General features: G+C 76.1%; 19 protein-coding genes. 11 read left to right on the top strand and 8 right to left on the bottom strand.

The annotated features are described in order from the left end of the window. Positions 1-49 precede the first annotated feature (49 nt). On the bottom strand, positions 50-2,131 hold the full coding sequence (locus JOE63_RS07960; protein WP_204540459.1) for a carbohydrate binding domain-containing protein: 2,082 nt from the start codon (positions 2,129-2,131) through the stop codon (positions 50-52). A 140-nt stretch (positions 2,132-2,271) separates the two neighbouring features. Between JOE63_RS07960 and JOE63_RS21660 the strand changes: the two genes are divergently transcribed. Together JOE63_RS21660 and JOE63_RS07970 are read left to right on the top strand one after the other, a co-directional pair. After that, positions 2,272-2,982 carry a FadR/GntR family transcriptional regulator gene (locus JOE63_RS21660; RefSeq protein ID WP_204540461.1) on the top strand — a complete coding sequence of 237 codons (711 nt, stop codon included), beginning with the start codon at positions 2,272-2,274 and terminating at the stop codon, positions 2,980-2,982. Beyond that, positions 2,979-4,169 (top strand): CynX/NimT family MFS transporter, encoded by a 1,191-nt coding sequence (locus tag JOE63_RS07970; RefSeq protein ID WP_204540463.1) that lies wholly within the window; start codon positions 2,979-2,981, stop codon positions 4,167-4,169. The genes JOE63_RS21660 and JOE63_RS07970 overlap by 4 nt, the downstream gene beginning before the upstream one ends. Positions 4,170-4,291: 122 nt before the next feature. Here the strand turns inward: JOE63_RS07970 and JOE63_RS07975 are convergent, their stop codons facing one another. Continuing rightward, positions 4,292-5,965: a DEAD/DEAH box helicase gene (locus JOE63_RS07975; protein WP_204540465.1), complete on the bottom strand. Its 1,674-nt coding sequence runs from the start codon at positions 5,963-5,965 to the stop codon at positions 4,292-4,294. Between the two features lie 240 nt (positions 5,966-6,205). Here JOE63_RS07975 and JOE63_RS07980 point away from each other — a divergent pair, with 240 nt between their 5' ends. Continuing rightward, positions 6,206-6,919, top strand: a complete 714-nt coding sequence (locus JOE63_RS07980; protein ID WP_087471435.1) for a ferritin-like fold-containing protein — start codon at positions 6,206-6,208, stop codon at positions 6,917-6,919. 61 nt (positions 6,920-6,980) lie between these two features. On the opposite strand, the gene JOE63_RS07985 is transcribed toward JOE63_RS07980, so the two are convergent. Then, positions 6,981-7,205, bottom strand: coding sequence for a DUF3107 domain-containing protein (locus tag JOE63_RS07985; RefSeq protein WP_087471436.1), 225 nt, complete (start codon positions 7,203-7,205; stop codon positions 6,981-6,983). Between the two features lie 93 nt (positions 7,206-7,298). Continuing rightward, positions 7,299-8,090, bottom strand: coding sequence for a TetR/AcrR family transcriptional regulator (locus JOE63_RS07990; protein WP_204540467.1), 792 nt, complete (start codon positions 8,088-8,090; stop codon positions 7,299-7,301). 66 nt (positions 8,091-8,156) lie between these two features. Here JOE63_RS07990 and JOE63_RS07995 point away from each other — a divergent pair, with 66 nt between their 5' ends. The 3 genes from JOE63_RS07995 to JOE63_RS08005 are packed head-to-tail and all read left to right on the top strand — an operon-like array spanning position 8,157 to position 16,139. Then, positions 8,157-9,116 carry a DUF3152 domain-containing protein gene (locus JOE63_RS07995; protein WP_307839992.1) on the top strand — a complete coding sequence of 320 codons (960 nt, stop codon included), beginning with the start codon at positions 8,157-8,159 and terminating at the stop codon, positions 9,114-9,116. A 25-nt stretch (positions 9,117-9,141) separates the two neighbouring features. After that, a complete protein-coding gene (locus tag JOE63_RS08000) occupies positions 9,142-12,681 on the top strand; it encodes a UrvD/REP family ATP-dependent DNA helicase (protein ID WP_204540468.1) in 3,540 nt (1,179 codons plus the stop codon). Next, positions 12,678-16,139: a UvrD-helicase domain-containing protein gene (locus JOE63_RS08005; RefSeq protein ID WP_307839994.1), complete on the top strand. Its 3,462-nt coding sequence runs from the start codon at positions 12,678-12,680 to the stop codon at positions 16,137-16,139. The genes JOE63_RS08000 and JOE63_RS08005 overlap by 4 nt, the downstream gene beginning before the upstream one ends. 69 nt (positions 16,140-16,208) lie before the next feature. On the opposite strand, the gene JOE63_RS08010 is transcribed toward JOE63_RS08005, so the two are convergent. Further along, positions 16,209-17,129 (bottom strand): phosphotransferase, encoded by a 921-nt coding sequence (locus JOE63_RS08010; RefSeq protein ID WP_087471441.1) that lies wholly within the window; start codon positions 17,127-17,129, stop codon positions 16,209-16,211. Positions 17,130-17,200: 71 nt separating this feature from the next. On the opposite strand from JOE63_RS08010, the gene nudC reads away from it, so the two are divergent. Next, complete coding sequence (nudC, locus tag JOE63_RS08015) at positions 17,201-18,235, top strand: NAD(+) diphosphatase (protein WP_244286076.1); 1,035 nt, start codon at positions 17,201-17,203, stop codon at positions 18,233-18,235. Positions 18,236-18,317: 82 nt separating this feature from the next. Here the strand turns inward: nudC and JOE63_RS08020 are convergent, their stop codons facing one another. Then, on the bottom strand, positions 18,318-18,584 hold the full coding sequence (locus tag JOE63_RS08020) for a mycoredoxin (RefSeq protein ID WP_087471442.1): 267 nt from the start codon (positions 18,582-18,584) through the stop codon (positions 18,318-18,320). A gap of 180 nt (positions 18,585-18,764) precedes the next feature. Here JOE63_RS08020 and JOE63_RS08025 point away from each other — a divergent pair, with 180 nt between their 5' ends. The 3 genes from JOE63_RS08025 to JOE63_RS08035 all read left to right on the top strand — a co-directional run bounded on the left by JOE63_RS08025 (position 18,765) and on the right by JOE63_RS08035 (position 21,760). Further along, a complete protein-coding gene (locus JOE63_RS08025) occupies positions 18,765-20,819 on the top strand; it encodes an ATP-dependent helicase (RefSeq protein ID WP_204540469.1) in 2,055 nt (684 codons plus the stop codon). A gap of 154 nt (positions 20,820-20,973) precedes the next feature. Then, complete coding sequence (locus JOE63_RS08030) at positions 20,974-21,141, top strand: hypothetical protein (RefSeq protein WP_204540470.1); 168 nt, start codon at positions 20,974-20,976, stop codon at positions 21,139-21,141. A 181-nt stretch (positions 21,142-21,322) separates the two neighbouring features. Beyond that, complete coding sequence (locus JOE63_RS08035) at positions 21,323-21,760, top strand: WhiB family transcriptional regulator (protein WP_087471443.1); 438 nt, start codon at positions 21,323-21,325, stop codon at positions 21,758-21,760. Here JOE63_RS08035 and JOE63_RS08040 read toward each other — a convergent pair. Further along, positions 21,734-22,843, bottom strand: a complete 1,110-nt coding sequence (locus JOE63_RS08040; protein ID WP_307839995.1) for a ThiF family adenylyltransferase — start codon at positions 22,841-22,843, stop codon at positions 21,734-21,736. The genes JOE63_RS08035 and JOE63_RS08040 overlap by 27 nt on opposite strands. Before the next feature lie 250 nt (positions 22,844-23,093). Between JOE63_RS08040 and JOE63_RS08045 the strand changes: the two genes are divergently transcribed. Continuing rightward, positions 23,094-23,678, top strand: coding sequence for a YgjP-like metallopeptidase domain-containing protein (locus JOE63_RS08045; RefSeq protein WP_244286078.1), 585 nt, complete (start codon positions 23,094-23,096; stop codon positions 23,676-23,678). Between the two features lie 17 nt (positions 23,679-23,695). On the opposite strand, the gene JOE63_RS08050 is transcribed toward JOE63_RS08045, so the two are convergent. Then, the gene (locus JOE63_RS08050; protein ID WP_087471445.1) at positions 23,696-25,243 is read right to left on the bottom strand and encodes a zinc-dependent metalloprotease; all 1,548 of its coding nucleotides are present in this window, start codon (positions 25,241-25,243) and stop codon (positions 23,696-23,698) included. Positions 25,244-25,269 lie beyond the last annotated feature (26 nt).

A 25,269-nucleotide genomic window follows, 5' to 3' on the forward strand; every position in this document is an offset into this window, starting at 1 on the left:
CGTCCGGGGTCGCGCCCCGGACGCCGGCCGGGTCAGGACCGGCCGGTCGTCAGGGCCAGTAGGAGTCGAAGTTCCGGGAGAACTCCCAGCCGTTGTAGCGGTCCCAGTTGATCGACCAGGTCATGAGGCCGCGCAGCCCGGGCCATCGTCCGTGGGTCTGGTACGACCCGCAGCCCGTGCCCTTCGTGAGGCAGTCCAGAGCCTGGTTGACCTGGGCGGGCGCGGTGTGGCCGTTGCCCGCCTGCGTGCTCGCCGGCAGACCGATCGCGACCTGGTCGGGGCGGAGCGCCGGGAACATCTTCGTCGTGTCCCGCGCGACGGGGAAGCCGGTGAGCAGCATGTCGGTCATCGCGATGTGGAAGTCCGCGCCGCCCATGGTGTGGTACTGGTCGTCGAGGCCCATGATCGGGCCCGAGTTGTAGTCCTGGACGTGGAGCAGCGTCAGGTCGTCGCGCAGCGCGTAGATCACCGGCAGGTAGGCGCCGCACCGCGGGTCCTGACCGCCCCACGGCCCGGAGCCGTAGAACTGGTAGCCGTTCTGGACGAAGAAGGTCTCCGGCGCCATCGTCAGCACGAAGTCGTCGCCGTAGCGGGCCGTCAGCGTCTTGAGCGCGGAGATGAGGTTCACGATCACCGGCGTGGTCGGGTTCCGGAAGTCCGTGTCGCCCGTGTTCAGCGACAGCGAGTGCCCTTCGAAGTCGATGTCGACCCCGTCCAGCCCGTAGGTGTCGATGATCGAGCTCACCGACGCGACGAACGCGTCGCGCGCGGCGGTCGTCGTGAGCTGCACCTGGCCGTTCTGCCCGCCGATCGACAGGAGCACCTTCTTGCCCGCCGCGCGCTTGGCGGCGACGGCGGCCTTGAACTCGGCGACCGACTCGACGTTCGGGCACTCGGTCTGCGGGCACAGGCTGAAGCGGATGTCCCCGGACGTGACGGTCGTCGGCTCGCCGAACGCGAGGTTGATGACGTCCCACGAGTCCGGGACGTCCGCCATGCGGGTGTGGCCCGAGCCGTTGGCGAACGAGGCGTGCAGGTAGCCGATGAGCGCGTGCGGCGGGAGACCGCCGCCGGTGCCGCCGCCGTCGGTCGTCGTGGCGGTGACGGCGGTGGAGCGGGCGGACTCGCCGGCGCTGTTGGTGGCGGTGACCTGGAAGGAGTAGGCGGTGGAGGCGGCGAGCCCGGTGACGGTCGTGGACGGGGTCGTGGTGGTGGCGACCCTGGTCCCGTCGCGGTAGACGGCGTACCCGGTGGCGTTGGTCACCGCGCCCCAGGTGAGGGGGACGCTGCTGGCGGTGGGCGTGCCGGCGGCGAGGCCGGTGGGGGTGGCGGGCGGCTGCGTCGTGCCGCCGGTCGTGGTGGCGGTGACGGCGGTGGAGCGGGCGGACTCGCCGGCGCTGTTGGTGGCGGTGACCTGGAAGGAGTAGGCGGTGGCGGCGGCGAGCCCGGTGACGGTCGTGGACGGGGTCGTGGTGGTCGCGACCTTCGTGCCGTCGCGGTAGACGGCGTAGCCGGTCGCCCCGGCCACGGCCCCCCAGGTGAGGGGGACGCTGCTGGCGGTGGGGGTGCCGGCCGTGAGGCCGGTGGGGGTGGCGGGTGGCTGCGTCGTGCCGCCGCCCGGGCCCACGAGGCTCACGTCGTCGACGACGTAGGCCGGCTGGCCGTACCAGCCGTGCAGGAACACCGTCGCCGTCGTGGCCGTCGCCGACGTGGTGAACGTGACGCTGAGGCGCTGCCAGGTCGAGGCCGACGGCGTCCACGTGGAGACGTCCTGCGCGGTCGCGCCGCTTGCCCCGAGGTACACGTACGCGCCCTGGACCCACGCGCTGAGCGTGTACGTCGACGACGGCCGTACCGCCACGGACTGCGAGCAGCGCGCGTTGTCGGCCCCCGCGGGCGTGGCCCGCAGGGCCCCGCTGCCGGTGCGGACCGGGCTCGCGGTCGCCTGGCCCGTCGAGCCGGAGCAGGTCCACCCCGACAGCCCCGACTCGAACCCGCCGTTGACGGCGAGCTCGGTGTCCGCGGCGGTGGCGGTGGTGGTCCCGGAGAGCAGCGTCCCGACGAGCGTCGCCGAGGCGACGAGCGCGAGCAGCCTGCTCAGCCGTCGGCGTCGTGGGGTGGTGGGGGACATGGTGGGTCTCGCTTTCGTCATCGAGGAGCGGTCCCGCGCAAGGTCCTCCCGGCGGCGCGTGCTGGTCAATCCCCGTACGAGAGACCCCGTACGGCCTCCTCTCGTCGCCGAGGCCAAACAGGGGATGTTAGGTTCTTTCGGTGAACCAGCCGATCGTCCCGCCCCGCAAGGTGTCCGAGCTCGTCGTCGAACGGCTCAGCGAACGCATCGCTCGGGGAGAGTGGCCGGTGGGCTCCCGGATCCCGCCGGAGCCCGAGCTCGTGGCCGAGCTGGGCGTGGGCCGCAACACCGTGCGCGAGGCGGTGCGCGCGCTCGAGCACGCGGGCGTCCTGGAGCCCCGGCGCGGCGACGGCACCTACGTCCGCGCGGCCGACGGCCTCGACGCCGCCCTGGCCCGCCGCGCACGGACCACCGACGCCTTCCACGTGCTCGACGTGCGCGGCATCCTCGAGCGCGGAGCGGCGCGGGCGGCGGCGGGACGGCACGACGCGGGCGCGCTCGCCCGGCTCGATGCCGCGCTCGCGGCGCAGGCCGCAGCCCGCGACGCCGACGAGGACACGTTCCAGGCCGCCGACGTCGCGTTCCACGCCGAGGTGGTGCGCGCGGCCGGCAACCCGCTGCTCGCCGACCTCTACGACGGCCTCGACCACGCGCTCGTCCGGACCTTCCCCTCGGGGGAGCAGCGCCGGCACCACCGGGACGTCCCCGGGCACGAGGAGGTCGTGGCCGCGATCCGGGCCGGCGACGCCGACGCCGCCGAGAGCGCGGTGGCCGCGACGATCGACGCCGTGCGCGCGCACCTGGTGGCGGCCGCCACGGAGCAGGCCGGGACCACGGAGGCCGACGCGTGAGCGGGCTGCGCCGACCGCTGGGCGTGGGGGCGGTCGTCGCGATCGTCCTCGCGTCGCTCAACCTGCGTCCGGCCGTCGTCGCGATCTCGCCCCTGCTCGGCGAGATCCGGGCGGACCTGGGGCTCAGCGCGACGGCGGCGGGCGTGCTCACGACGCTGCCCGTCCTGTGCTTCGGGCTCCTCGCGCCGCTCGCGCCCGTGCTCGCGCGGCGCTGGGGGCTCGAGCGTGCGCTCTTCGTCAGCCTCGTCGTGCTGTGCGTCGGCTTCGCCCTCCGGCTCGTCCCCGAGACGTGGGGGCTCTTCGCCGGGACCGTGGTCGCCGGGTGCGCGATCGGCCTCGGGAACGTCCTGCTGCCCGCGCTCATCAAGCGCGACTTCGCCGACCGCATCGGCCTCATGACGGGGCTGTACTCGATGGCGCTGTCGGGCGGTGCCGCGCTCGCCGCAGGGCTGACGCTCCCGGTCGCGACCGCGGCCGGTCTCGACTGGCGCGGGGCGCTCGCGACGTGGGGCGTGCTCGCCGTCCTCGGCGTGCTCGTGTGGGTGCCGCGTGCGCTGCGGCCTGACCCGGCCGGGTCGACGGCGTTCGGCGCGGGCGCGGGCGCCGGGGTCGCCCGTTCCGCGGTGTGGCGCAGCCCGCTCGCCTGGGCGGTCACCGTCGTCATGGGCATGCAGTCGCTGTCGTTCTACGCCGTCAACGCATGGCTCCCGGAGATCATGGTCGCGCTCGGGAGGACGCCGGAGGCGGGCGGCTGGCTGCTCGCGCTGTGCAACCTCGCCGGCATCCTCGGGTCGTTCGTGACGCCGATCCTCGCCGGGCGCATGCGCCGCCAGCGGGGCGTCGGGGTCGTGCTCGTCGTGCTCGTGGGGACAGGCCTGCTCGGGCTGGCGCTCGCCCCCGGCGCCGCCGCGCTCTGGGTCGTGCTCGTGGGCCTCGGTCAGGGCGGCGGCATCAGCCTCGCGCTCACCCTCATGGCCCTGCGGGCCCGCGACGCCGCCCACACGTCCGAGCTCTCCGGCATGGCGCAGAGCGCCGGATACCTGCTCGCGGCGACCGGGCCGCTCGGCCTCGGGCTCGCGCACGACGCCACGGGCGCGTGGACGCTGCCGCTCTTCCTGCTCGTCGCGGCGGCCACCGTGCAGGGCGTCGCGGTGTGGTTCGCGGGCCGGGATGCGCACGTGCACTGAGCGGCGCCGACCTGCACCGACCTCGACGCGACGAACCCCGGGTCGCTCCCCACGGCGTGGTGACCGTGGAGAGCGACCCGGGGTTCGTCGTCGGGCTCGGGGACGAGGCCCCGCCGCGCGGGCTACTCCGCGGGCTGGGTCGCCTCGGCGCCGCCCTGCTGCTCGACGGGGCGGCCGCCGCGCGTGCGGCGACGGTTGCGGGACCGACGGCGGCGCTCGCCGCCCTCCGAGGGCGCGTTCTCGGACGGCGTGCCCGCGGCGTCGGTCTGCTCGCCCTCGGGACGACCGCCCGCGCGCTCGCCCTCCGCGCGACGCCCGCCGGAACGGCCCTGGCCGCCCGACCGTCCGCGGTCACCCTGCTCGCCCCGGCTGCGACCGCCGTCGGACCGGCCGCCCTGGCGACCGCGCGAACCCCCGGCCGGCGTGTGCCGCTTGCCGGTCTCGCCGAGGTCCTCGATCTCCTCCGCGTCGAGCCCGGCGAGCGTGCGCCGGTCCTTGGGGAGGCGGCCCTTGGTGCCCTCCGGGATGTGCAGGTCCGTGTACAGGTGCGGCGAGCTCGAGTACGTCTCGACCGGCTCCGGGATGTCGAGGCCGAGCGCCTTGTCGATGAGCGACCAGCGGGGCATGTCGTCCCAGTCCACGAACGTGACCGCGGTGCCCTTGTTGCCCGCGCGGCCCGTGCGGCCCGTGCGGTGCAGGTACGTCTTCTCGTCCTCGGGGCACTGGTAGTTCACGACGTGCGTGACGTCCTCGACGTCGATGCCGCGCGCCGCGACGTCGGTCGCGACGAGCACGTCGATCTTGCCGTTGCGGAACGCGCGCAGGGCCTGCTCGCGCGCGCCCTGGCCGAGGTCGCCGTGGATGGATCCGGCGGCGAAGCCGCGGTCGACGAGCTCGTCCGCGACCTTCGCCGCGGTGCGCTTGGTGCGGGCGAACACGATCGTGCGACCGCGGCCCTCGGCCTGGAGGATGCGCCCGAGCATCTCGACCTTGTCCAGGGCGTGCGCGCGGTAGACGACCTGCTCGATGTTCTTGACCGTCTGGCCGCCGTCGTCGGGGTCGTTCGCGCGGATGTGCGTCGGCTGCTTCATGTAGCGGCGCGCCATCGAGACGACGGCGCCCGGCATGGTCGCCGAGAAGAGCATCGTGTGCCGCTGCGCGGGCGTGCGGGCGAGGATCTTCTCCACGTCGGGCAGGAACCCGAGGTCGAGCATCTCGTCCGCCTCGTCGAGCACCACGGTCGCGGCACGCGTGAGGTTGAGGTGGCCCTGGTTCATGAGGTCGATCATGCGGCCGGGGGTGCCGACGACGACCTCGACGCCGCGCGTCAGCGCCTCGACCTGCGGCTCGTACGCACGGCCGCCGTAGAGCTGGATGATCCGCACCGAGCGGCGCTTGGAAGCCGTGGCGAGGTCGTTCGCGACCTGGACGGCGAGCTCGCGCGTGGGGACGACGACGAGCGCCTGCGGCTTGCCGGGGGAGGGCAGCTCGTCGAAGCCGGGCTCGCCCGGGGCGACGACGCGGTGCAGGAGCGGCACGCCGAAGCCGAGGGTCTTGCCCGTCCCGGTCTTGGCCTGGCCGATGATGTCGTGTCCCGACATCGCGACCGGGAGCGTCATCGCCTGGATGGGGAAGGGGTGGGTGATCCCGGCGTCGGCGAGCGCGTCGACGATCTCGGGGCGCACGCCGAAGTCGGCGAAGGACGTGTTCTCGGCGTGCACGCTCGCGGCGACCGCGGTCGCGTCGGCGCTCACGTCCGGCGTCGCGTCGGTGCTGGTGGCGTCTGTGGTGGTCACTGGTGCCTCTGTCTCGTTCGGGCACGCGCGACCGTCGGCGGGCCCGACGGGGCCCGGTCCCGGGAGGTTCCCGGTCGCGGTCGTACGCACCTCGTGGCCGGCAGCCGATCGTGAATGTCGTGGCCCGGCCCGCGTCGCGGACCGTGCCGTGCCGTCGTCGTTCGCGTGACGAGCGTGAGGTCTGGACGACCGGGCAACCGATGTACGTCCGCCATGATATCGGAGAACTATCCTGGCCCGATGAGCGACGCCGAGCACGCGAGCCCCCTGACCCTGCCCCCGGCGGACCACGCGGACGCGGTGGAGCTGCTCGGCCTCGTCGCCTACACCGAGCTCGCGAGCTTCGGACGTCTCGCGGGCGACGCCGCGCACGCGCCCACGCTGCGCCAGCGCCAGGCGCTCTCGCGCCTCGCGGCAGCCATGCTGGACCGGCAGGAGCGCGTGCTCGTGCGCGTGGACGAGCTGGGCGGCGACCCCGCCGACTGCATGACCGCGTTCGACGGACTGTTCGACGACTTCGACGCCCGCACCCGCCCGAGCACCTGGTGGGAGGGGATCCTCAAGGGATACGTGGGCCAGGGCGTCGCGGACGACTTCTGCCTGCTCGCCGCCCAGGGGCTCGACGAGCGCTCGCGCGCCGTCGTCGTGGACGCGCTCACGCAGGACACGCCGTCCCAGCGCTACGCCCCCGTCATCGCGGACGCCGCCGCCGCGGACCCGGTGCTCGCGTCCCGCCTCGCGCTGTGGGGCCGGCGCCTCGTCGGCGAGGCGCTGGGCGTCGTGGGCGTCGTCCTCGCTCAGCGGCCCGCGCTCGCGCGCCTGGTCGCGGCGGGGGTCGACGCGACGGCCGACGCCGCGTCGAGCGGCCCGGCGCCCGCGACCCAGTCGTGGGTCTTCTCGCGCCTCACGGCGGAGCACTCCCGGCGCATGGACCGCCTGGGTCTGGCGGCATGACGACGCCGCCGCCGCGCACGGGGGCGCGACGGCGGCGTCGTCGACGGTCTGGTCGTGGCGGTCAGAGCGAGCCGAAACCGACCTTGCGCTGCTCCTCGGTGCCGATCTCGACGTAGCCGAGCGACGCCGTCGGGATGATCACGCGGCGGCCGCGCGAGTCGGTGAGCTCGAGGGCGGGGGCGCCGCCGAGGGCGTCGGCGACGGCGGTCGCCACGGCGTCGGCGGACAGGTCCGTGTCGACGACGAGCTCACGGGCCAGGTTCTGCACACCGATCGTGACTTCCACAGCATCTCCTCACAGCGGCTGCGCCAGGCGCAGCGACGACGGGTCTCGGGCCGCCCGTGGGCGTCCCACCGGCGACAACGCGTTCGATAGTAGTCAGATTCCCGCGGTCGACCCGTCGAGCGCCGCGTCCGCGTCCGGTTCGGGGGCGACGCCGCTCATCGAGGTCCCCGCGGCGTCCGGCGCCCCGGCCCGCGGACGGCGGAGCATCCCGTGCACGCCGCGCCAGACGAGGCGCGGGACGAGCCGGGTGACGTCGTCGGCCGACGCGGTCCCGTCCGGCCGCACGGCCTCGGTCGCGGCCGCCCGGCCCACGGCCGTGCACGTCCGCGAGACGACGAGCGCCTCGTCCGCGTCGAGGTCGGTGATCCGGACGAGCACGTCGGCGAACGCCCCCGCGATGCGGGCGTCGGGGGCGAGCACGCGCGCCCGCACCACCGGGTCGCGCATGACGTCGGACTCGAAGAGCAGCGCCGCGGACCTGCCGGCCGTGCGCGCGTAGGCGACGTACGCCCGGACGATGCCCTCGATGACGGCGAGCCCGTCGACCGCGAGCGCGTCGAGGTCGCTCGCGGAGATCCCGGGGGCCGGCTCGCGGAACGGGTCGAGCGTGACGTGGACGGCGCGGACGAGGCGGTCGCCCTGGTCGTCGATGAGCGCGAGGTAGAGGTCGAGCTTCGACGGGAAGTGCCGGTAGAGCACGGGCTTGCCGACCCCGGCGCGGTCCGCGATGTCGTCCATCGAGATGTGGTGGTAGCCGTGGGAGGCGAAGAGCTCCTCGGCGATCGTCAGGAGCTGCGTGCGCCGCTCGTCCCGGGGCATCCGGGTGCGCGCGGCGACGGGCGGCCCGGCCGTGCCGCGCGCGCGTCCCTCGCTGGCTCCGGTCATGGGGGGAGGATACGGAAACGGTGGCCGGTGTCGACCGGGCGTCGCGAGGAGTGGGACGATGGGCGGGTGCCCGACAGACATACCCCCCCGAACCGCCCGTCGACAGCTCGTGCGAAGCGCTCCTCGCGGGGTCTGCGGCACGGTGCGGCGGTCGCGGCCTGCCTCGTCGTCGGCTTCGGCGGCGGCGCCGCGACGGCGGAGGTCTGGGACGTCCCGGGCGCGCCCGCGCCGGTCTCGGCGGACCGCGAGGACCCGCCCGCCCCGGTCCGTGCCGAGCCCGACGCTGCGAGCAGGTCCGGGGCGGAGCGCGCGGGCGACGTCGCGCAGGGGCCGGACCTGCGCGAGCTCGTCGCGCCGCGCCCGGACGTGGTCGTGCCGCTCGCTCCTGCGGCCCCACCGACGGCGCCGGCCGCGGACCCGGTGCCGGAGCCCACGCCGACGACGCCCGCGGCCCCGGTCGCCGAACCCGGCTCCGGGCTCGTGGGCGACGTCGTCGTCGCGCCGGACCTCGGGGGCGCGCTCGTCGTCGTCCCGGGGGAGGCCCCCGCGCCCGGGGCGGGCACCGTGCGCTCCGTGCGGGTCGAGGTCGAGCAGGGTCTGCCGGTGGACGGCGAGGTCCTCGCGACGGCGGTGCTCGCCACGCTCAACGACCCGCGCGGGTGGTCCGGCCCCGACGGCGTGACGTTCTCCCGGACGGCTGCCGACGACGCGTCGATCCGCGTCGTGCTCGCGAGCCCCGCGACGACCGACCGGATGTGCGCCCCGCTCGCGACCGAGGGGAAGTACTCGTGCGGCAACTCCGTGTCCGGCGTCGCGGTGCTCAACTTCGAGCGCTGGGTGCTCGGCGCCCCCGACTTCGGTGACGACGTCGCGACGTACCGCCAGTACCTGGTGAACCACGAGGTGGGTCACGTGCTCGGGCACGGCCACGAGGACTGCCCGGCCCCGGGCGCTGTCGCGCCGGTGATGGTGCAGCAGTCGATCTCGGCCCAGGGGTGCCTGACCAACGGGTGGCCCGTGCCGTAGCGGCGTCCTCGCCGCGCCGTCGGCGATGCCGGCGGTGTGGGTGGCACGTGATGGGATCGGGTCCGTGCCCCGGACGACCGCCCCTCGCCTCGTCGCGCGGCCTCGCGACCACGAGGCCGACGTCGCGCTCGACGACTCCCAGCGCGCGGCGCTCGCTGCGGCGGCCGGGCCCGGTGCGACGCTCGTCGTCGGGGCGCCGGGCACCGGGAAGACCCTCGTCGCGCAGGAGGTCGTGCTCGCGGCGCTCGCCGACGGCCTCGCCCCCGAGCGCGTCCTGCTCCTCGCCTCGTCCCGGCGTGCTGCCGCGTCGCTCCGCGACCGCCTGTCGGCCCGCGCCCGCCGCACCGTCGGGGCGCCGATGGTCCGCACCGCGGCGTCGGCCGCCTTCGCCGTGCTGCGCGAGCGTGCGGCCGCGCTGGGGGAGCCCGTCCCGACGCTCATCTCCGGACCGGAGCAGGACCTCGTGCTCTCCGAGCTGCTGGAGGGCCACCTGGAGGGCGACCTCGCGCACCTGGGCTCGCCCCTGGTCCTGCCGCCCGGCCTGCCCGAGGAGGCGCTCGGGCTCCGGGGCCTGCGCCAGGAGCTCCGCGACCTCCTCATGCGCGCGGCCGAGCGCGGTCTGACACCCGCCGACCTCGCCGCGCTGGGCGACCGCTACGAGCGGCCGGAGTGGTCGCTGGGCGCCCAGCTCTTCGCGGAGTACCTCGACGTGACCGCGCTGCGCTCGGGGACGCCGGACGCGGGCGCCCGGTTCGACCCGGCGATCGTGGTCGACGAGGCGGCCGAGGCCCTGCTCGCGTGGGACGACGAGGTGCCCGACGCCGCCCGGCCGCGCTGGGACCTCGTCGTCGTGGACGACTACCAGGAGGCGACGGTCGCGACCGCGCGGCTGCTGCACGTGCTGCACGACGACGGCGCCCGGCTCGTGCTGCTCGGCGACCCCGACTCCGCGGTGCAGACCTTCCGTGGCGCGAGCCCGGGCCTCGTCGGCCGCGCCTCGGCGCCCGCCCGCCGGGACGGTGCCCGGCGCGGCGAGCTCGGGGCGCGCGTGGCCGTGCTCGGCACCGCGTGGCGGCAGGACGCCGCGCTGCGGGACGTGACGCGCCGGGTCGCGGCGCAGGTCGGCACCGTCGCCGGAGCCGTGCACCGCGGTGCCGCGCCCCGGCACGCGCACGTCGCCGAGGTGGCGGTCGGCGACGCGGCGGCGGACGGCGCGCCTCGCCAGGTCGACGCGCCGCAGGGAGCGGGCTCGGGCGGTGACGCTGGTGCAGCCACGCCACCCGTCCAGGTCGCCGTGCTGTCCGCCGTCGCGCAGGAGGCCGCGTTCGTGGCGCGCGAGCTGCGGGCCGAGCACCTGCTGCACGGCACCCCGTGGCACCGGATGGCGGTCGTCGCCCGCACCGGGACCCGCCTCGCGGCGCTGCGCCGCGAGCTCGTCGCCGCCTCGGTGCCGGTGACGCTGCTCGGCTCGGACGTCCCGCTGCGCGACGAGCCGGCCGTCGCGCCGCTGCTCGCCGCGGTCCGCGTGTGCGTCGCGGACCCGGACGACGCCGAGGCGCTGGACCCGTTCACCGCGGCGGCCCTGCTCACGTCGCCCGTCGGCGCGCTCGACGTCGTCGCGCTCCGCCGGCTGCGGCGGGCGCTGCGGGCCGAGGAGCTCGAGGGCGGGGGCGGGCGCTCGTCGGACGCGCTGCTCGTCGAGCTGCTGCAGGACCCGGCACGCGCGGCGACGTTGCCCCCGACCGTGCGCCGCGGGCCGGTCGCCGTCGCGCGGGCGCTCGCGGCGGGGCGGACGGCAGCGGCCGAGCCCGGCGCGACGGCGCAGACCGTGCTCTGGGCGGTGTGGGCGGCGACCGGTCTCGCGGAGCGGTGGCGGTCGGCGGCGCTCGACGGCGGCCCGGCCGGGGCGCGCGCGGACCGCGACCTCGACGCGGTGCTCGCCCTGTTCCGCGCGGCGGAGACGTTCGTCGACCGCATGCCCGGTGCGCCCGCCGAGGCGTTCGTCGAGTACCTCGCGTCGCAGGACCTGCCGGCCGACTCGCTCGCGGCGAGCGCGAGCGGCGCCGACGCCGTGGCCGCCCTGACGCCCGCGGGTGCCGCGGGGCGCGAGTGGGACGTCGTCGTGGTCGCGGGCGTGCAGGACGGCGTCTGGCCCGACCTGCGCCTGCGCGACTCGCTGCTCGGGTCGCAGGCGCTCGTCGAGCTCCTCGCGGGCCGCGCGCACGACGCGCACGGCGTGGGGTCCCAGGCGCGGGCCCAGGTGCTCGCGGACGAGCTGCGCGCGTTCGTCGTCGCGACGTCGCGCGCGACCCGGCGGCTCGTGGTGACGGCCGTCCAGGACGCGGAGGAGGCGCCGTCGGTGTTCTGCGACCTCGTCGTCCCGCCCGCCGCTCCCGAGGGGCCGGACGCGGGCCCGGACGGGCCCGACGACGGGTCCCCGCAGCCGGCGGCGGGGGGTGGGACGAGCGCCGCCCCGGCACCCGGCGCGGACCCGGACGCGCGCCGTCACGTGCGCGTCGGTGCCCCGCTCGATCTGCGGGGGCTCGTCGCCGCCGCGCGCGGCGTGCTCGTCGAGGCGGCGGCGCGCGAGGCCCGCGCGTCCACCGGCGCCTCGGGGGAGAGCTCCGATCGCGTGGCGCCCGGTGCCGACCGCGGCAATGCTCGCGCCGACGACGGCGTACGGGACGCGCGCGCGGTCGCCGCGGCCACGCTCCTGGCCGACCTGGGCGAGCTCGGCGTCGCGGAGGCGCGGCCCGAGACCTGGTACGGGGTCGCCGGCGTGTCGAGCACCGCGTCGCTGCGGGGTGCGGAGGAGATGGTGACGGTGTCGCCGTCGAAGGTCGAGACCGTCTCGACCTGCCCGCTGCGGTGGTCGCTCGAGGCCGCGGGCGGCACCGCGCCGGACGCGACGCACCAGAGCCTCGGCACGCTCGTGCACTCGATCGCGGAGTCCCACCCGTCGGGGTCTCTCGCCGAGCTGCGCGCGGAGCTCGACCGGCGCTGGGCCGAGCTCGCACTGCCGGAGGGATGGCCGACGCGCCAGCTCCGCCGTCGGGCGGACCGCATGATCGAGAAGCTCGCGGCCTACGTCGCGCAGGCGGGCGAGCCGCTCCTCGTCGAGCCGACGTTCGACGTCACCGTCGGGCGTGCGCGCCTGCGCGGGACGATCGACCGGGTCGAGGACGCGGGCGAGGGCAAGGTCCGGGTCGTCGACCTCAAGACAGGGCGACGCACCGCGACCAAGGCGGAGGGCGCCGAGCACCCGCAGCTCGGCGCGTACCAGCTCGCGGTCGAGGCGGGCGCGCTCGACGTGCCCGAGGGGACGCGGAGCGCGGGAGCGCAGCTCGTCTACGTGGGCAGCACGCACGTCGGCCCTGCCGTCGTCCCGCAGCCCGCGCTCGACCCGGCGCCCGACGGCTCGAGCTGGGCCCGCGACCTCGTCGAGGAGGCTGCCGGCACGATGTCGGCGGCGACGTTCACGGCCCGCCAGAACGGGCTGTGCGAGATGTGCCCGGTGCGTCGCGCGTGCCCGGTGCAGCCCGAGGGCAGGAGGGTCGTGGCGTGAGCAGCGAGCTGTTCGAGCTCCCGGAACCGGACGCGACGCGTCCGTCGGTCCGGCTGGCAGCGTCCGACGGGGTCGCGGTCGAGGAAGCGGGCGGTGCCGTCGAGCCGCCCCGCCCGACGCTGTCCGCGACCCGCATCGCCGACCTGCTGGGCCGGCCCCGCCCGACCCCGGAGCAGGTCGAGGTGATCGAGGCGCCGCTCGAGCCGACGCTCGTCGTCGCCGGCGCCGGCTCGGGCAAGACGGAGACCATGGCGGCGCGCGTCGTCTGGCTCATCGCGAACGAGCTCGTCGCGCCGGACGCGGTGCTCGGCCTGACCTTCACGCGCAAGGCGGCGGGCGAGCTGTCCGAGCGCGTCCAGGTGCGGCTCGCGCAGCTCGCGCGCGCCCGCGGCGGCGCGTCGTCCGCCCTGTCGCTGCTCGACCGGCCGACGGTCGCCACGTACAACGCCTACGCCGCGTCGCTCGTGGGCGACCACGGTCTGCGCGTGGGCGTCGAGCCCGGGGCGCGGCTGCTGGGCGAGGCGCAGCAGTGGCAGCTCGCGTCCGAGGTCGTGGAGGGGTGGGACGACGACCTCGGCACCGACCGCGCGCTCAGCACGGTCGTCGCGGCCGTCCTCGGCCTCTCCGGCGCGCTCGGCGAGCACCTCCTCGATCCGGGCGAGGCCCGGGACCGTCTCGCCGACATCGTCGAGCAGCTCGACGCGCTGCCGCTCGGTCCGCGGCAGAAGGCCCGGACCAAGGAGGTCGAGAAGCTCGTCGGCGACGTCGCCGAGCGCGTCCGGCTGCTCGACGTCGTCGCCGAGTACCGGCGCCGCAAGCGCGCCACGGACTCCCTCGACTTCGGCGACCAGGTGGCGCTCGCGGCCCGGCTCGCGCGCGAGGTGCCGGTCGTGGGGGAGACGGAACGCGCCCGGTTCCGGGTCGTCCTGCTCGACGAGTACCAGGACACGTCGCACGCGCAGGTCGAGCTCCTCGCGGGCCTGTTCGGCGGCGGGCACCCGGTGACGGCCGTCGGCGACCCGCACCAGTCGATCTACGGGTGGCGCGGCGCGAGCGCGGGCGGCCTCGCGCGGTTCCCCGACCGGTTCCCGCGGTCGACGGGCGACCGGTCGGCGGTGCGCTTCCTGTCGACGTCGTGGCGCAACGACGCCGCGGTGCTGGCCGCGGCGAACGTCACCGCGGGCCCGCTGCGGGCGGCGGGGGCGGGTGGCCGCGACCGGGTCGAGGTGCCCGCGCTCGCGCTGCGCCCGGGCGCGGGGGCGGGCACGGTCTCCGCGCACGTCGCGGCCACCGCCGAGGAGGAGGCAGGTGCCGTCGCGGAGCTCGTCGCCGCGCGCTGGCGACCGGCGAGCGCCCCCGGCGGGCGCGTCACGGCCGCGGTCTTGTGCCGCAAGCGCAGCCAGTTCGCCGCGGTCGAGGTGGCGCTGCGGCGCCGCGGCCTGCCGGTGGAGGTCGTGGGCCTCGGCGGCCTCCTGACGACGCCGGAGGTCGTCGACGTCGTCGCGCTCCTCGAGGCCGTGCACGACCCCTCGCGCGGCGACGCGCTCGTCCGGCTCCTCACGGGTCCCCGGCTCAACCTCGGGTCGGCGGACCTGCACGCCCTGGGCAGCCGCGCGGCGGACCTCGCGCGGCACGAGGGCGCGCTCGGGTCGCGCCGTCGCACGGCGGGATCGGCCGACGGCGCCGAGCTCGTGGTCGTGGAGGGCGACGTGGCCGACCACCGCTCGATCGTCGACGCCCTCGACGACCTGCCAGACCCGGGCGAGCCCGCCGCCGACGGCCGCACGCTCACGCCGCAGGGGCACGCCCGCCTGTCGGCACTCGCCCGGACCCTGCGCGCGCTGCGCGGGCTCACGTACCTGTCGCTGCCGGAGCTCGTCGTCGAGGCGGAGCGTGCGCTCGGTCTCGACGTCGAGGCCGTGACGAACGAGGCGCTGCTCGCGTCGCGCCGCCTCGTGGACCCCGAGGCCGTGAGCGACCGCGCGCGCGAGCACCTCGACGCGTTCCGCGACGTGGCCGCGACGTTCACCCAGACGGCGGACGTCGTGACCCTGGGTGCGTTCCTCGCGTGGCTCGGGGTCGCGTCGACGCGTGAGAACGGGCTGGACCTGCCGGTGCGCGAGCCGGACCCGGACGCCGTGCAGGTGATCACCGCGCACGCGGCGAAGGGGCTCGAGTGGGACGTCGTCGTCGTCCCCGGGCTCGTCGACGGCGTGTTCCCGACGACGGCGCAGTCGTCCGCGGGCGTGCGCGCGGACAGCGGGTGGCTCACCGACGTGAGCCAGCTCCCGTACCCGTTGCGCGGCGACGCCGCCGACCTGCCGGAGTTCCGCTTCGACCTCGCGTCCGACACCAAGGAGCTCGTGGCGCGACGCGACGAGTTCCGGGCGGCGAGCGGCGAGCACCAGCTCGCGGAGGAGCGCCGGCTCGCCTACGTCGCGTTCACCCGGGCGCGCCGCGAGCTGTACCTCACGGCGGCGTGGTGGCAGACGGGCTCCCGCCCGCGCGTGCTCTCGCCGTTCCTCCTCGAGCTCGTGGAGTCCGGGGTCGTGGCGGCGGACGGCTGGTCGGCCCCGCCCGGGCCCGACGACACCAACCCGCTCGAGGACGTCGAGGTCACGGGGGAGTGGCCCGCCCCCGACGACGCGCCCGAGGGTTCGGCGCGCGCCGTCCTGCGCGGCACCGCGGCGGCGGTCGAGCGTGCGGCCCTCGTCCGCGCGGGCGGGAGCGGCCCCGCGGGTCTCACCGCGCCCACGGGCGTGCTCGTCGACGCCGAGGGGCGCGACCTCGTCGCGCTCGCCCGGGTCCTGCTCGCGGAGCGGGCCGAGCGCTCGGGCCGGGAGGTCGAGCTCCCGGCGCACGTCTCGGCGTCGAGCCTCGTGCGGCTCGCGGCCGACCGCGACGAGTACGCGCTGCACCTGCGCCGCCCGGTCCCGGTCGAGCCCACGGTGCACGCGCGCCGCGGCACGCGGTTCCACCTGTGGGCCGAGCGCTACTTCACGACGTCGTCGCTCCTGGACGTCGAGGACCTCCCCGGCGCGGACGACGACGACCTCGACCCGGACGCGGACCTCGAGACCCTGCAGCGGACGTTCGTCGCGTCCGAGTGGGCGACCAGGACCCCCGTCGCGGTCGAGGTCGACGTCGAGACCCCCGTCGGCGGCACGGTGCTGCGCTCGCGCATCGACGCGGTGTTCCCCGAGCGACCGGAGCACGCCGGAGGGGCGCGTGACGCCGTCGTGGTCGTCGACTGGAAGACGGGGCGGGCGCCGTCGGACCCTGCGGCGCGCAGCGTGCGCGAGGTGCAGCTCGCGGTCTACCGGCTCGCGTGGTCCCGGTGGACGGGGCTGCCGCTGGAGAAGGTGAACGCCGCGTTCTACTACGTCGCGTCCGACGAGACGGTGCGCCCGCGCCGGCTCCTCGGCGAGGCGGAGATCGAGGCGCTGCTGGCGGGCTGACCGGGGGGACCGGGCCGCGGACGCGGGTGGTCCGGCGGGGGTCTCCCGGCGCCGGCACGCCGCGTCGCGTCAGACGTCGGCGTCCTGCGTGGCGTCGTCGAGGTCGGCCAGCATGTCGAGCGCGTCGGCGACGACGTCGTCGAGCCCGTGCCGTACGCCGTGCAGGAGCCAGCGTGCGAGCGCGAGCTCGCCGACGAGGAGCGCGCGGTCCACGAGGTGCTTGTCGGTGAGCTCGGTGCGGCGCAGCTGGTACGCCTCCATGATCGAGTCGATCGCCTCGGGCGGCGCGGAGACGAGCAGCCACGCGAGGTCGTCCGCGGGGTCCGCGACGCGCGCGCTCGCCCAGTCCGTCACGGCGACGACGCGGCCGCGCGCGACGAGGACCTGCTCCGGGCCGAGGTCACCGTGCACGACGACTGGCTGGAACCGCCACAGCGACACGTCCTCGAGCGCGGCCTCCCAGCGTCGCAGGAGGGCCGTCGGCACCTTCCCGGTCGCCGCGGCCTCGTCGAGCTCCGCCATCCGCCGGGCGCGGTACTCCTCGACGTCGTACCCGGGCAGCCCAGCGTCGTCGACGATCGTGCGCGGCAGCTCGTGGATCGACGCGAGGACGCGGCCGAGGTCGGCGGCGAGCCCGGGCCCGGGGCGCAGCACGTCGACGTCGAGCGTCGTCCCGTCGAGCGCCGGGTGCACGATCGCGCGTCCGCCCTCGGGCAGGAGGGCGGTGCCGCTGATGCGGGGCACCGCGAACGACAGCACGCCCGTGTCGGCGTAGAGCTGGAGCGAGGTGAGCAGCTCCGCCTCGGCCTCGAGCGCCGCCCCGGCCTGGAGGCTGCGCGGGGCGCGCACGGTCCACCGCGCGCCGTCGGCGTCGGTGACGACGGCGGTGTCGTAGTCGCCCGGGTCCTCGACCGCCAGCGCGCTGCGGGCGTCGAGACCCGGCACTGCGGCGGTCGCGAGCGCGGCGAGGGTCAGCGGTGAGCGAGGCACCCGACCACGGTAGTCGCTCCCCGCCCGCCGCCCGGGGCACCCACGCCGGTCGCGTGCCCTACGGTCGGAGGGTGACCACCCCCGCCGCCCGACCGTCGTCGGGCACGCTCCCCAGGACCACCCTCCGCGACCTCCCGCTGCCGCTCGACGGGGCGGTCCTGGACCGCGCGGCCCACCGGCGCGGCGAGCCTGACCTCGTAGGGACGCTGCGCGGCGAGGCCTCGACGCGCGTCGTCCTCGTCCACCGCGGCCGGCTCGCGCTCGCCGGGGCGAGCCCGACGGACGGCGTCGCGCTGCTCGACCCGGCAGCCCTGTCCGACGTCGGTGCCGCCGCCGACGAGGACCAGGCGCGCTGGCTCTTCCTCGGGGAGGGGGACGGCACGACGTACCTGGCGCTCGTCCTGCCCGACGACGCGGACGCGGAGGAGGTCGACATCGAGGGCGTCGACGCGTCCGACCCGTTCGCCGTCCTCGCGCGCGAGCGGTCGTGGTCGGGGCTGCGCGAGCTCGTCGGCGGGCTCGAGGGGCCGCTGGCGGGGCTCGCGACCGAGGCCGTCGCGCTCGCGGCGTGGCACGCGAACCACACCCGGTGCCCGCGATGCGGCGGCCGGACGACGGTCGAGAACGGCGGCTGGACGCGGCGCTGCGTGGCGCAGGGCGTGGAGCTGTACCCGCGCACGGACCCGGCGGTCATCATGACGGTCGTGCACGGCGAGGGCGCCGACGAGCGGCTGCTGCTGGGGCACGCCGCGCACTGGCCCGAGCGGCGCTTCTCGACGCTCGCCGGGTACGTCGAGCCTGGCGAGTCGCTCGAGAGCGCGGTGCGGCGCGAGGTCGCGGAGGAGGCGGGCGTCGTCGTCGGCGAGGTCGCCTACCGCGGGAGCCAGCCGTGGCCGTTCCCGGCGTCGCTCATGCTCGGCTTCGCGGCGCGGGCGCTGACGACCGACGTGCACGTTGACGGCGTCGAGCTCACCGACGCGCGCTGGTTCACGCGCCCCGAGCTCGCCGCCGCCGTGCGCGCGCAGGAGGTGCTGCTCCCGGGCCGGGCGTCCATCGCGCGCTCGCTGGTCGAGGACTGGTTCGGCGACCGCCTCCCCGACGCCTGAGCGCCCCAGCCGTTGTGGGCATGAAATGGGCCCGGTTCGGACGTCCGGACCGGGCCCATTTCATGCCCACAACGGGGTGGGGTCAGGCGGCGAGGCGCTGCTTGACCTCCGCGAGCGACGGGTTGGTCGCGGCCGAGCCGTCGGGGAAGACGACGGTCGGGACCGTCTGGTTGCCGCCGTTCACCGACTCCACGAACTCCGCGGTACCGGGGGTCTCCTCGATGTTCACCTCGGTGTAGCCGATGCCCTCGGAGTCGAGCTGCGTCTTGAGGCGGCGGCAGTACCCGCACCAGCTCGTCGAGTACATGACGATCGAGCCGGGGTCGGGAAGGGTCGGGGCGGTGCTCATCGAGGGCTCTCCTGGTGCGGTTCCGGGCGGCGCGTGCCGCGGGCGATCGGTCGTGACGGTAACACCGGCGGTCTGCGCGCTGTTCCCGCCGTGAGCCCGCCCCGGGCGCCGACAGGCGTCCGACGGCGTCCGGCCGAGCCGACTCCCGCGTGTCACCGGCGCCTGCGAGAATCGCGGGTGATGTCCACGCCACCGGTCTCACGTCCGCCGTCCCTGCGCACCGCCGACGAGATCCTCGACGCGCTCGACCCCGACCAGCGCGACGTCGCGGTCGCGCTGCGCGGCCCGGTGTGCGTGCTCGCGGGTGCCGGGACGGGCAAGACGCGCGCCATCACGCACCGCATCGCCTACGGCGTCCGCACCGGCGTGTACGCGCCGACGAGCGTGCTGGCCGTGACGTTCACCGCGCGGGCCGCGGGGGAGATGCGCACGCGCCTGCGCGAGCTCGGTGCGACGGGCGTCCAGGCGCGGACGTTCCACGCCGCGGCGCTGCGTCAGCTCGGCTACTTCTGGCCCAAGGTCGTCGGCGGCGCGCCGCCGCGCATCCTCGAGCACAAGGCCCCGGTCATCGCCGAGTCGGCGCGCCGCCTCGGGGTCGGCGTCGACCGCGTCGCGGTGCGCGACCTGTCGTCCGAGGTCGAGTGGGCCAAGGTCTCGCTCGTCACCGCGGACGACTACGTCCGGGCGTGCGAGGCGATCGACCGCGAGCCTCCTGCCGGCTACGACCACCAGACGGTCGCGCGCCTCATCACGGCCTACGAGGACGTGAAGACCGAGAGGTCGGTCATCGACTTCGAGGACGTGCTCCTCATGCTGGGCGACATGCTCTCGACGCAGGGCGGGGTCGCGGACGAGGTCCGGCGCCAGTACCGGCACTTCGTGGTCGACGAGTACCAGGACGTCTCGCCGCTGCAGCAGTTCGTCCTCGACCAGTGGCTCGGGGGGCGCGAGGAGCTGTGCGTCGTCGGGGACCCGTCGCAGACGATCTACTCGTTCACGGGCGCGACGCCGCACCACCTCCTCACGTTCTCGCGCACGCACCCGGACGCCCAGGTCATCCGGCTCGTGCGCGACTACCGCTCGACGCCGCAGGTCGTGAACCTCGCCAACCAGCTCCTCGCGCGCGCCGGGCGCGCGGGCGGGGCGCACCAGGCGCTCGAGCTCGTCGCCCAGCGGCCCGCGGGACCGCCGGTCGCGTTCACCGCGTACGACGACGACGAGGCGGAGGCCACGGGCATCGCCCAGCGGATCGCGCGGCTCCTCGCGGCGGGGACGCGCGCGAGCGAGATCGCGGTCCTGTACCGGACCAACGCGCAGTCGGAGGCGTTCGAGTCGGCGCTCGCCGACGCGGGCATCGGCTACCTCGTCCGGGGCGGCGAGCGCTTCTTCCAGCGCAAGGAGGTGCGCGACGCGATCGTGCTCCTGCGCGGCGCCGCCCGGTCTGCGGACTCGGAGGTCGCGATGCCCGAGACGGTGCGCGACGTGCTCGCCGCCGCCGGGTGGGCTCCGGCGCCTCCCGCCGCGCGGGGTGCGGCGCGTGAGCGGTGGGAGTCCACGCAGGCGCTCGTCGCGCTCGCCGACGACGTCGCGGCGCTCGCGCAGGAGGCTGACGGACCGGCCCCGACGGTCGCGACGTTCGTGGCCGAGCTCGACGAGCGCGCCGCCGCGCAGCACGCACCGACCGTGGAGGGCGTGACGCTCGCGTCGCTGCACGCGGCCAAGGGCCTCGAGTGGGACGCGGTGTTCCTCGCCGGCGTGAGCGAGGGCCTCATGCCGATCTCGCTCGCGGAGACGGACGAGGCGATCGCGGAGGAGCGGCGGCTGCTCTACGTGGGCATCACGCGCGCCCGCGAGCACCTCGAGCTGTCGTTCGCGCGGTCACGCAACCCGGGCGGTCGTGCGACACGGCGCCGGACCCGGTTCCTCGACGGGCTGTGGCCGGACGAGCCGGGCGCGCACGGGACGCGCCGTCCGCGTGCCGGGCAGGCGAAGCTGCGGCTCACGGGGGAGTACGACCGCGAGCTGTTCGAGAGCCTGCGCGAGTGGCGGCGCCAGGTCGCGCAGGAGACGGACAAGCCGGCGTTCACGGTGCTCGTGGACACGGCGCTCGCGGCGATCGCGGAGTCCCGACCCACCAGCACGGCCGCGCTGGCCCGCATCAACGGGCTCGGGCCCGCGAAGATCGAGCGGTACGGCGCCGCGATCCTGGAGATCGTGGGCCGCGCGGAGCGGTGACGACGAGCCGTTCCGGGGCCGCGAGGAGGGCCGGCGAAACTCGTCGAAGAAATTCTCGTAAATAAGTTGTGCGTCCTGCGACGCGCGACATATGGTCGACGAGTCCTGATGGAGAGGGGCGCGCCGGGAGGCGGGCCTCGAACGGAGAGAGGGGGTGGGAAAGCTGATGAAGAACCAGATCGCCATGGCGAACCTGCTGGATAACGCGTCCGTCTACACGGGCACGCCAGGAGGACTCCGTCCGCGTGCCATCGCGCACCGCGGCGGCACCTTCGTCACCCGCCCCGCTCCCGACTCCGCCTCCAGGACGCGTCTGGTCTGACCGACCAGAACCTTCCAGGCCGCGGAGTCCGTCTCGGACCCGTGGCCTTCGTGTTCTCCAGAGCACGTCTGCCGATGAGGATCACCGGTCTCTCCCGTCTTTCCTGAGACGGGGACCGCTGTCCTCGGGGTCCTGTGACGACGACGTTCACACCCACGACAGGACATCACTGGAGGACATCGTGCGGCTCACCGCGCTGCTCGACAACATCACTGCCCAGGGCGGATCCGGCCCCTGGGTCCCCCACCAACCGCTGGCCACACCCCTCGGCGAGAAGGACTCCGCGGAGTTCGACCGTCTCCTCGCGGGTCTGCTGCCCTGCCGCACCAACGACCCGGAGCTCTGGTTCGCCGAGCGGTCCGCCGAGGTCGAGGAGGCCAAGGCCCTGTGCCGGACGTGCCCCCTCGTCGAGGGCTGCCTCGCCGGCGCGATCGAGCGTCGCGAGCCCTGGGGCGTCTGGGGCGGCGAGGTCTTCGTGGACGGCGCCGTCGTCGCGCGCAAGCGCGGCCGCGGCCGTCCGAGCAAGGCCGAGGTGCTCGCCCGCGAGGCCGAGCGCCAGGCGCAGGAGGCGTCGCGCGCCGAGGCCGAGGCGTCAGTCGGCGCCTCGACGGCGGCCTGACATGGTGAGCGGCGCTCCGTCCGGGGGCGTGCGCGCCAGCTCGTCGCACCCGCAGCGCGGGTGGCGACCTGTCTCGCGCAGCCGCGGCACCGCATCGGGAGCAGGAATCTCGATGCAGGCCGTGGCTGCGCGGGGCACGAGCCCGTCCAGGGCTGCCAGGACCTGACCGAGCGCGACCGCGGCAGCCGACGCCGCGAGCGACGACTCCTCGCCTGCACGCACGCCACGTTCGCGCAGCTGCCGTGCGAGCTGGGGCCAGCACGGGTCGGCGTCCGCGTGGTGCAGGTCCACGCACGTCAGGCACGGGTCGAGGCCCGGCCGGACGAACGGTCCGACGACGACGTCGGCCTCGCGCACCACGACCGACAGGTGCGCCACCCCCTCTCCCACGAGCCTCGCGACCCGTTCCGGGTCCGCCGCGCCGTGCTCGACCACGACGACGACGTCCGGAGGCCGACCCGGCGCTCGCGTCGCCGCGGACGCGTCCGCCGGCGGGCGTGCGTCCCCACCCGCGGCGATGACGACCCCGGGCGCCACCTCCTCGACGAGCCGCCGCACCGCGGTCTCGCGGGACGCCCCGACGTCGCGCAGCCGGTACGCGCCCACCCCGACGTCGGTGGCGAGGACCGTGCCGTGGTCCTTCAGGGCGATCGTGCCCACGCCGGCTGTCGCGAGGTGCACGGCGAGCGCGGCCCCGACCCGGCCCAGCCCGACGACGGCGACGGTCGCCCGGGCGCGGGCCGCGAGGACACGGTGCCCGGCTCCGTCGGGCCGCAGGGCCGAGAGCACGCCCACGTCCGCCTCGCCGTTGCCCGGGGCGGGCGAGACGGGGCGTCGCCGGCGGGCGGGGACGAGCAGGTGCGCCTCCTCGAGGAGCCGGACGAGCGCGGCCCGGCGGGCGGGCGCCGCGGGTGTCGCGGCCTCGCACCCGTCACCCCGCCGCGCCGACGGCGAGGCGAGCGCGTGCAGCCACTGCTCCTCGCCGGGCTCGAGCCCGGCGAGCCGGACCGACCACCGCGGGTCGGTGCCGACCTGCACCTCGCCCGGAGCGCGCCGCAGCAGCGGGGCCTCGGGTCGCAGCACGCGTCGTCGCTGCACGTGTCCTCCGCGGGTCGTGGGGCGGGCGGCGCGTTCGGCCGACCGCGGTCAGCGTGGCACGGCGTCGACCTCCGGTCGGAGTTGTCCACAGGCAGACCTCGACGGCAGTTCGAGGGGGGTTCCTTGACCCGGAGCACAGCCTGTCCGGTCGTCCTCTCGACCGAACGTCGCGAGAAACCGCACCACGCGGCGTGGGCCCCTGCCTTTTCGTGGCGAGAACCACTACGGTCTGAGCGTGGTCCGGGAGACGATCGTGGAGGTTCGGCGCAGCCGCCGACGCAAGAGCACGGTGAGCGCCTACCGCGACGGCGAGCGCACGATCGTCGCGATCCCGGCGCGGTTCACCCGCGCGCAGGAGCGCGAGTGGGTCCAGCGCATGCTCGACCGTCTGGCCGACTCCGAGCGTCGACGGCGCCCCTCCGACGACGAGCTCGAGCGTCGTGCCGTCGAGCTGTCCGAGAAGTACCTCGACGGCCGCGCGCACCCGACGAGCGTGCGCTGGTCCGGGAACCAGGACCGGCGGTGGGGGTCGTGCACCCTCATCGACGGGACGATCCGCATCTCGACCCGCGTGCGGGGGATGCCCCCGTGGGTGCTGGACTACGTGCTGCTGCACGAGCTCGCGCACCTGCTCCACGCCGGCCACGGCCCGGGGTTCTGGAAGCTGCTCGAGTCGTACCCGCGGACGGACCGGGCACGCGGCTTCCTGGAGGGCTTCTCGTTCGCGCGGGACGCGGAGCTCGAGCCCGACGGCGACGAGCCCGGCGCCCCCGTTGAGGACGCCGGGCTCGCGGCAGAGCGGTCGACAGGCGCCCCCTGACGGGCGGCGCCGGAGGCTCAGCGCGTGGTGCCTCCGCCGTCGGTCGGCCCGTCGTCGGTCGCGTCGTCCGTCGTCGCGTCGTCCGCCGTCCCGGTCGAAGAGTCGGCGCCGCCCGTCCCGTCGGCGGCGCGGAAGATCTCCTCCAGCGCGCGGTCGACGTCGGCCTCCTCGATGCGGGTCACGGCCCGCCGGCTCTCGTAGCCCGCGGGGTCGTCGAGGTCCGTCGCGTCCGGGAGGAGGTCGGGGTGGTCCCAGACGCCGTCGCGTGCACTCGATCCGGACTGCGCGGCGATGAGCGCCCACAGCGCCGCCGCGTCGCGTGAGCGCCGGGGCCGCAGCTCCAGGCCGACGAGGGTCGCGAAGGTGTGCTCGGCGGGGCCGCCCGCCGCGCGCCGGCGCCGGAGCATCTCGCGGAGCGGGACGGCGTGCGGTAGGTGGGGGAGGGCGGCGGCTGCCGTCACCTCGTCCACCCAGCCCTCGACGAGCGCGAGCGTCGTCTCGAGCCGCAGGAGCGTCGCCTGCTGCTCGGGGGTGTTCTGGAGCCCGAAGACGCCGCCGGACAGGGCGCGCTGGAGCGCGTCCGTGTCGGTGAGGTCGACGTCGGAGAGCTGCGACTCGAGCGCCGACAGGTCGATGGTGATGCCGCGCGCGTACGCGTCGACCAGGCTGCGCAGGTGGCCGCGGAGCCACGAGACGTGCGTGAAGAGGCGCGCGTGGGCCGCCTCGCGGAGCGCGAGGAACAGGCGGACCTCGTCGGCGGGGGCGTCCAGCCCCTCGGCGAACGCCTCGACGTTCGTGGGCAGGAGGACCGTCCCGGGCTGGTCGAGCAGCGGCAGCCCGACGTCGGTGGCGCCGAAGACCTCGCGCGAGAGCGTGCCCGCCGCCTGGCCCACCTGCATGCCGAAGACGGCCGAGCCGAGACGCTGCATGAGCGCCGCGGGGTCGCCCGGCAGCCCGAGCGCCCCGGCGGGGAGCCCGGGCACCTGGCCCGGGAGGGTGAACCCGACCCCGGGCAGCGCCGACGGGTCGTCGCCGAGGCCCTCCGGGAGCTGGTCGCGCAGGACCGTCGCGAGCGCGTCGGCGACGGAGGCCGCGACGGGGGCGACGAGCTCGTTCCACGCCGGGAGCGTGTGCTCGACCCACTCGGAGCGGCTCCACGCCTGGGCGCGCCCGCCCGAGGGCGGGAGGTCGGTGACGGCGTCGAGCCACAGCTCGGCGACGGACAGCGACTCCGTCACGGCGCGCTGCTGCGCCGTCGTGACGGAGGGGTCGCCCTCGGCGACCGCGACCTGGCGCGCGACGTCGTGCGAGACGTCCGTGTTCACGGGGCCGTCGCTCGGCGTCGACAGCAGCCGCTGGACCTGCGCGAGGACGTGCTGGAAGAGCTGGGGGTCCGCCGCGCCCCCGGCGGCGAGCGCCTGGGGGTCGAGGCCGCGGGCACGGAGCTCGCGCAGCGCCTCGTCCGCGTCGGGTCCGAGCATCGAGCGGAGCAGCTCCTCGAACCGCGGGTCGAAGGGCGTGTCGTCGTCCGGTCCGGGCGTGCGGTCGGGGGGAAGGCTGCTCATGGCGACTCCTCACGGTAGCGTCGGTG

The organism is Cellulosimicrobium cellulans, from assembly GCF_016907755.1.
GTDB classification, from domain to species: domain Bacteria; phylum Actinomycetota; class Actinomycetes; order Actinomycetales; family Cellulomonadaceae; genus Cellulosimicrobium; species Cellulosimicrobium cellulans_D.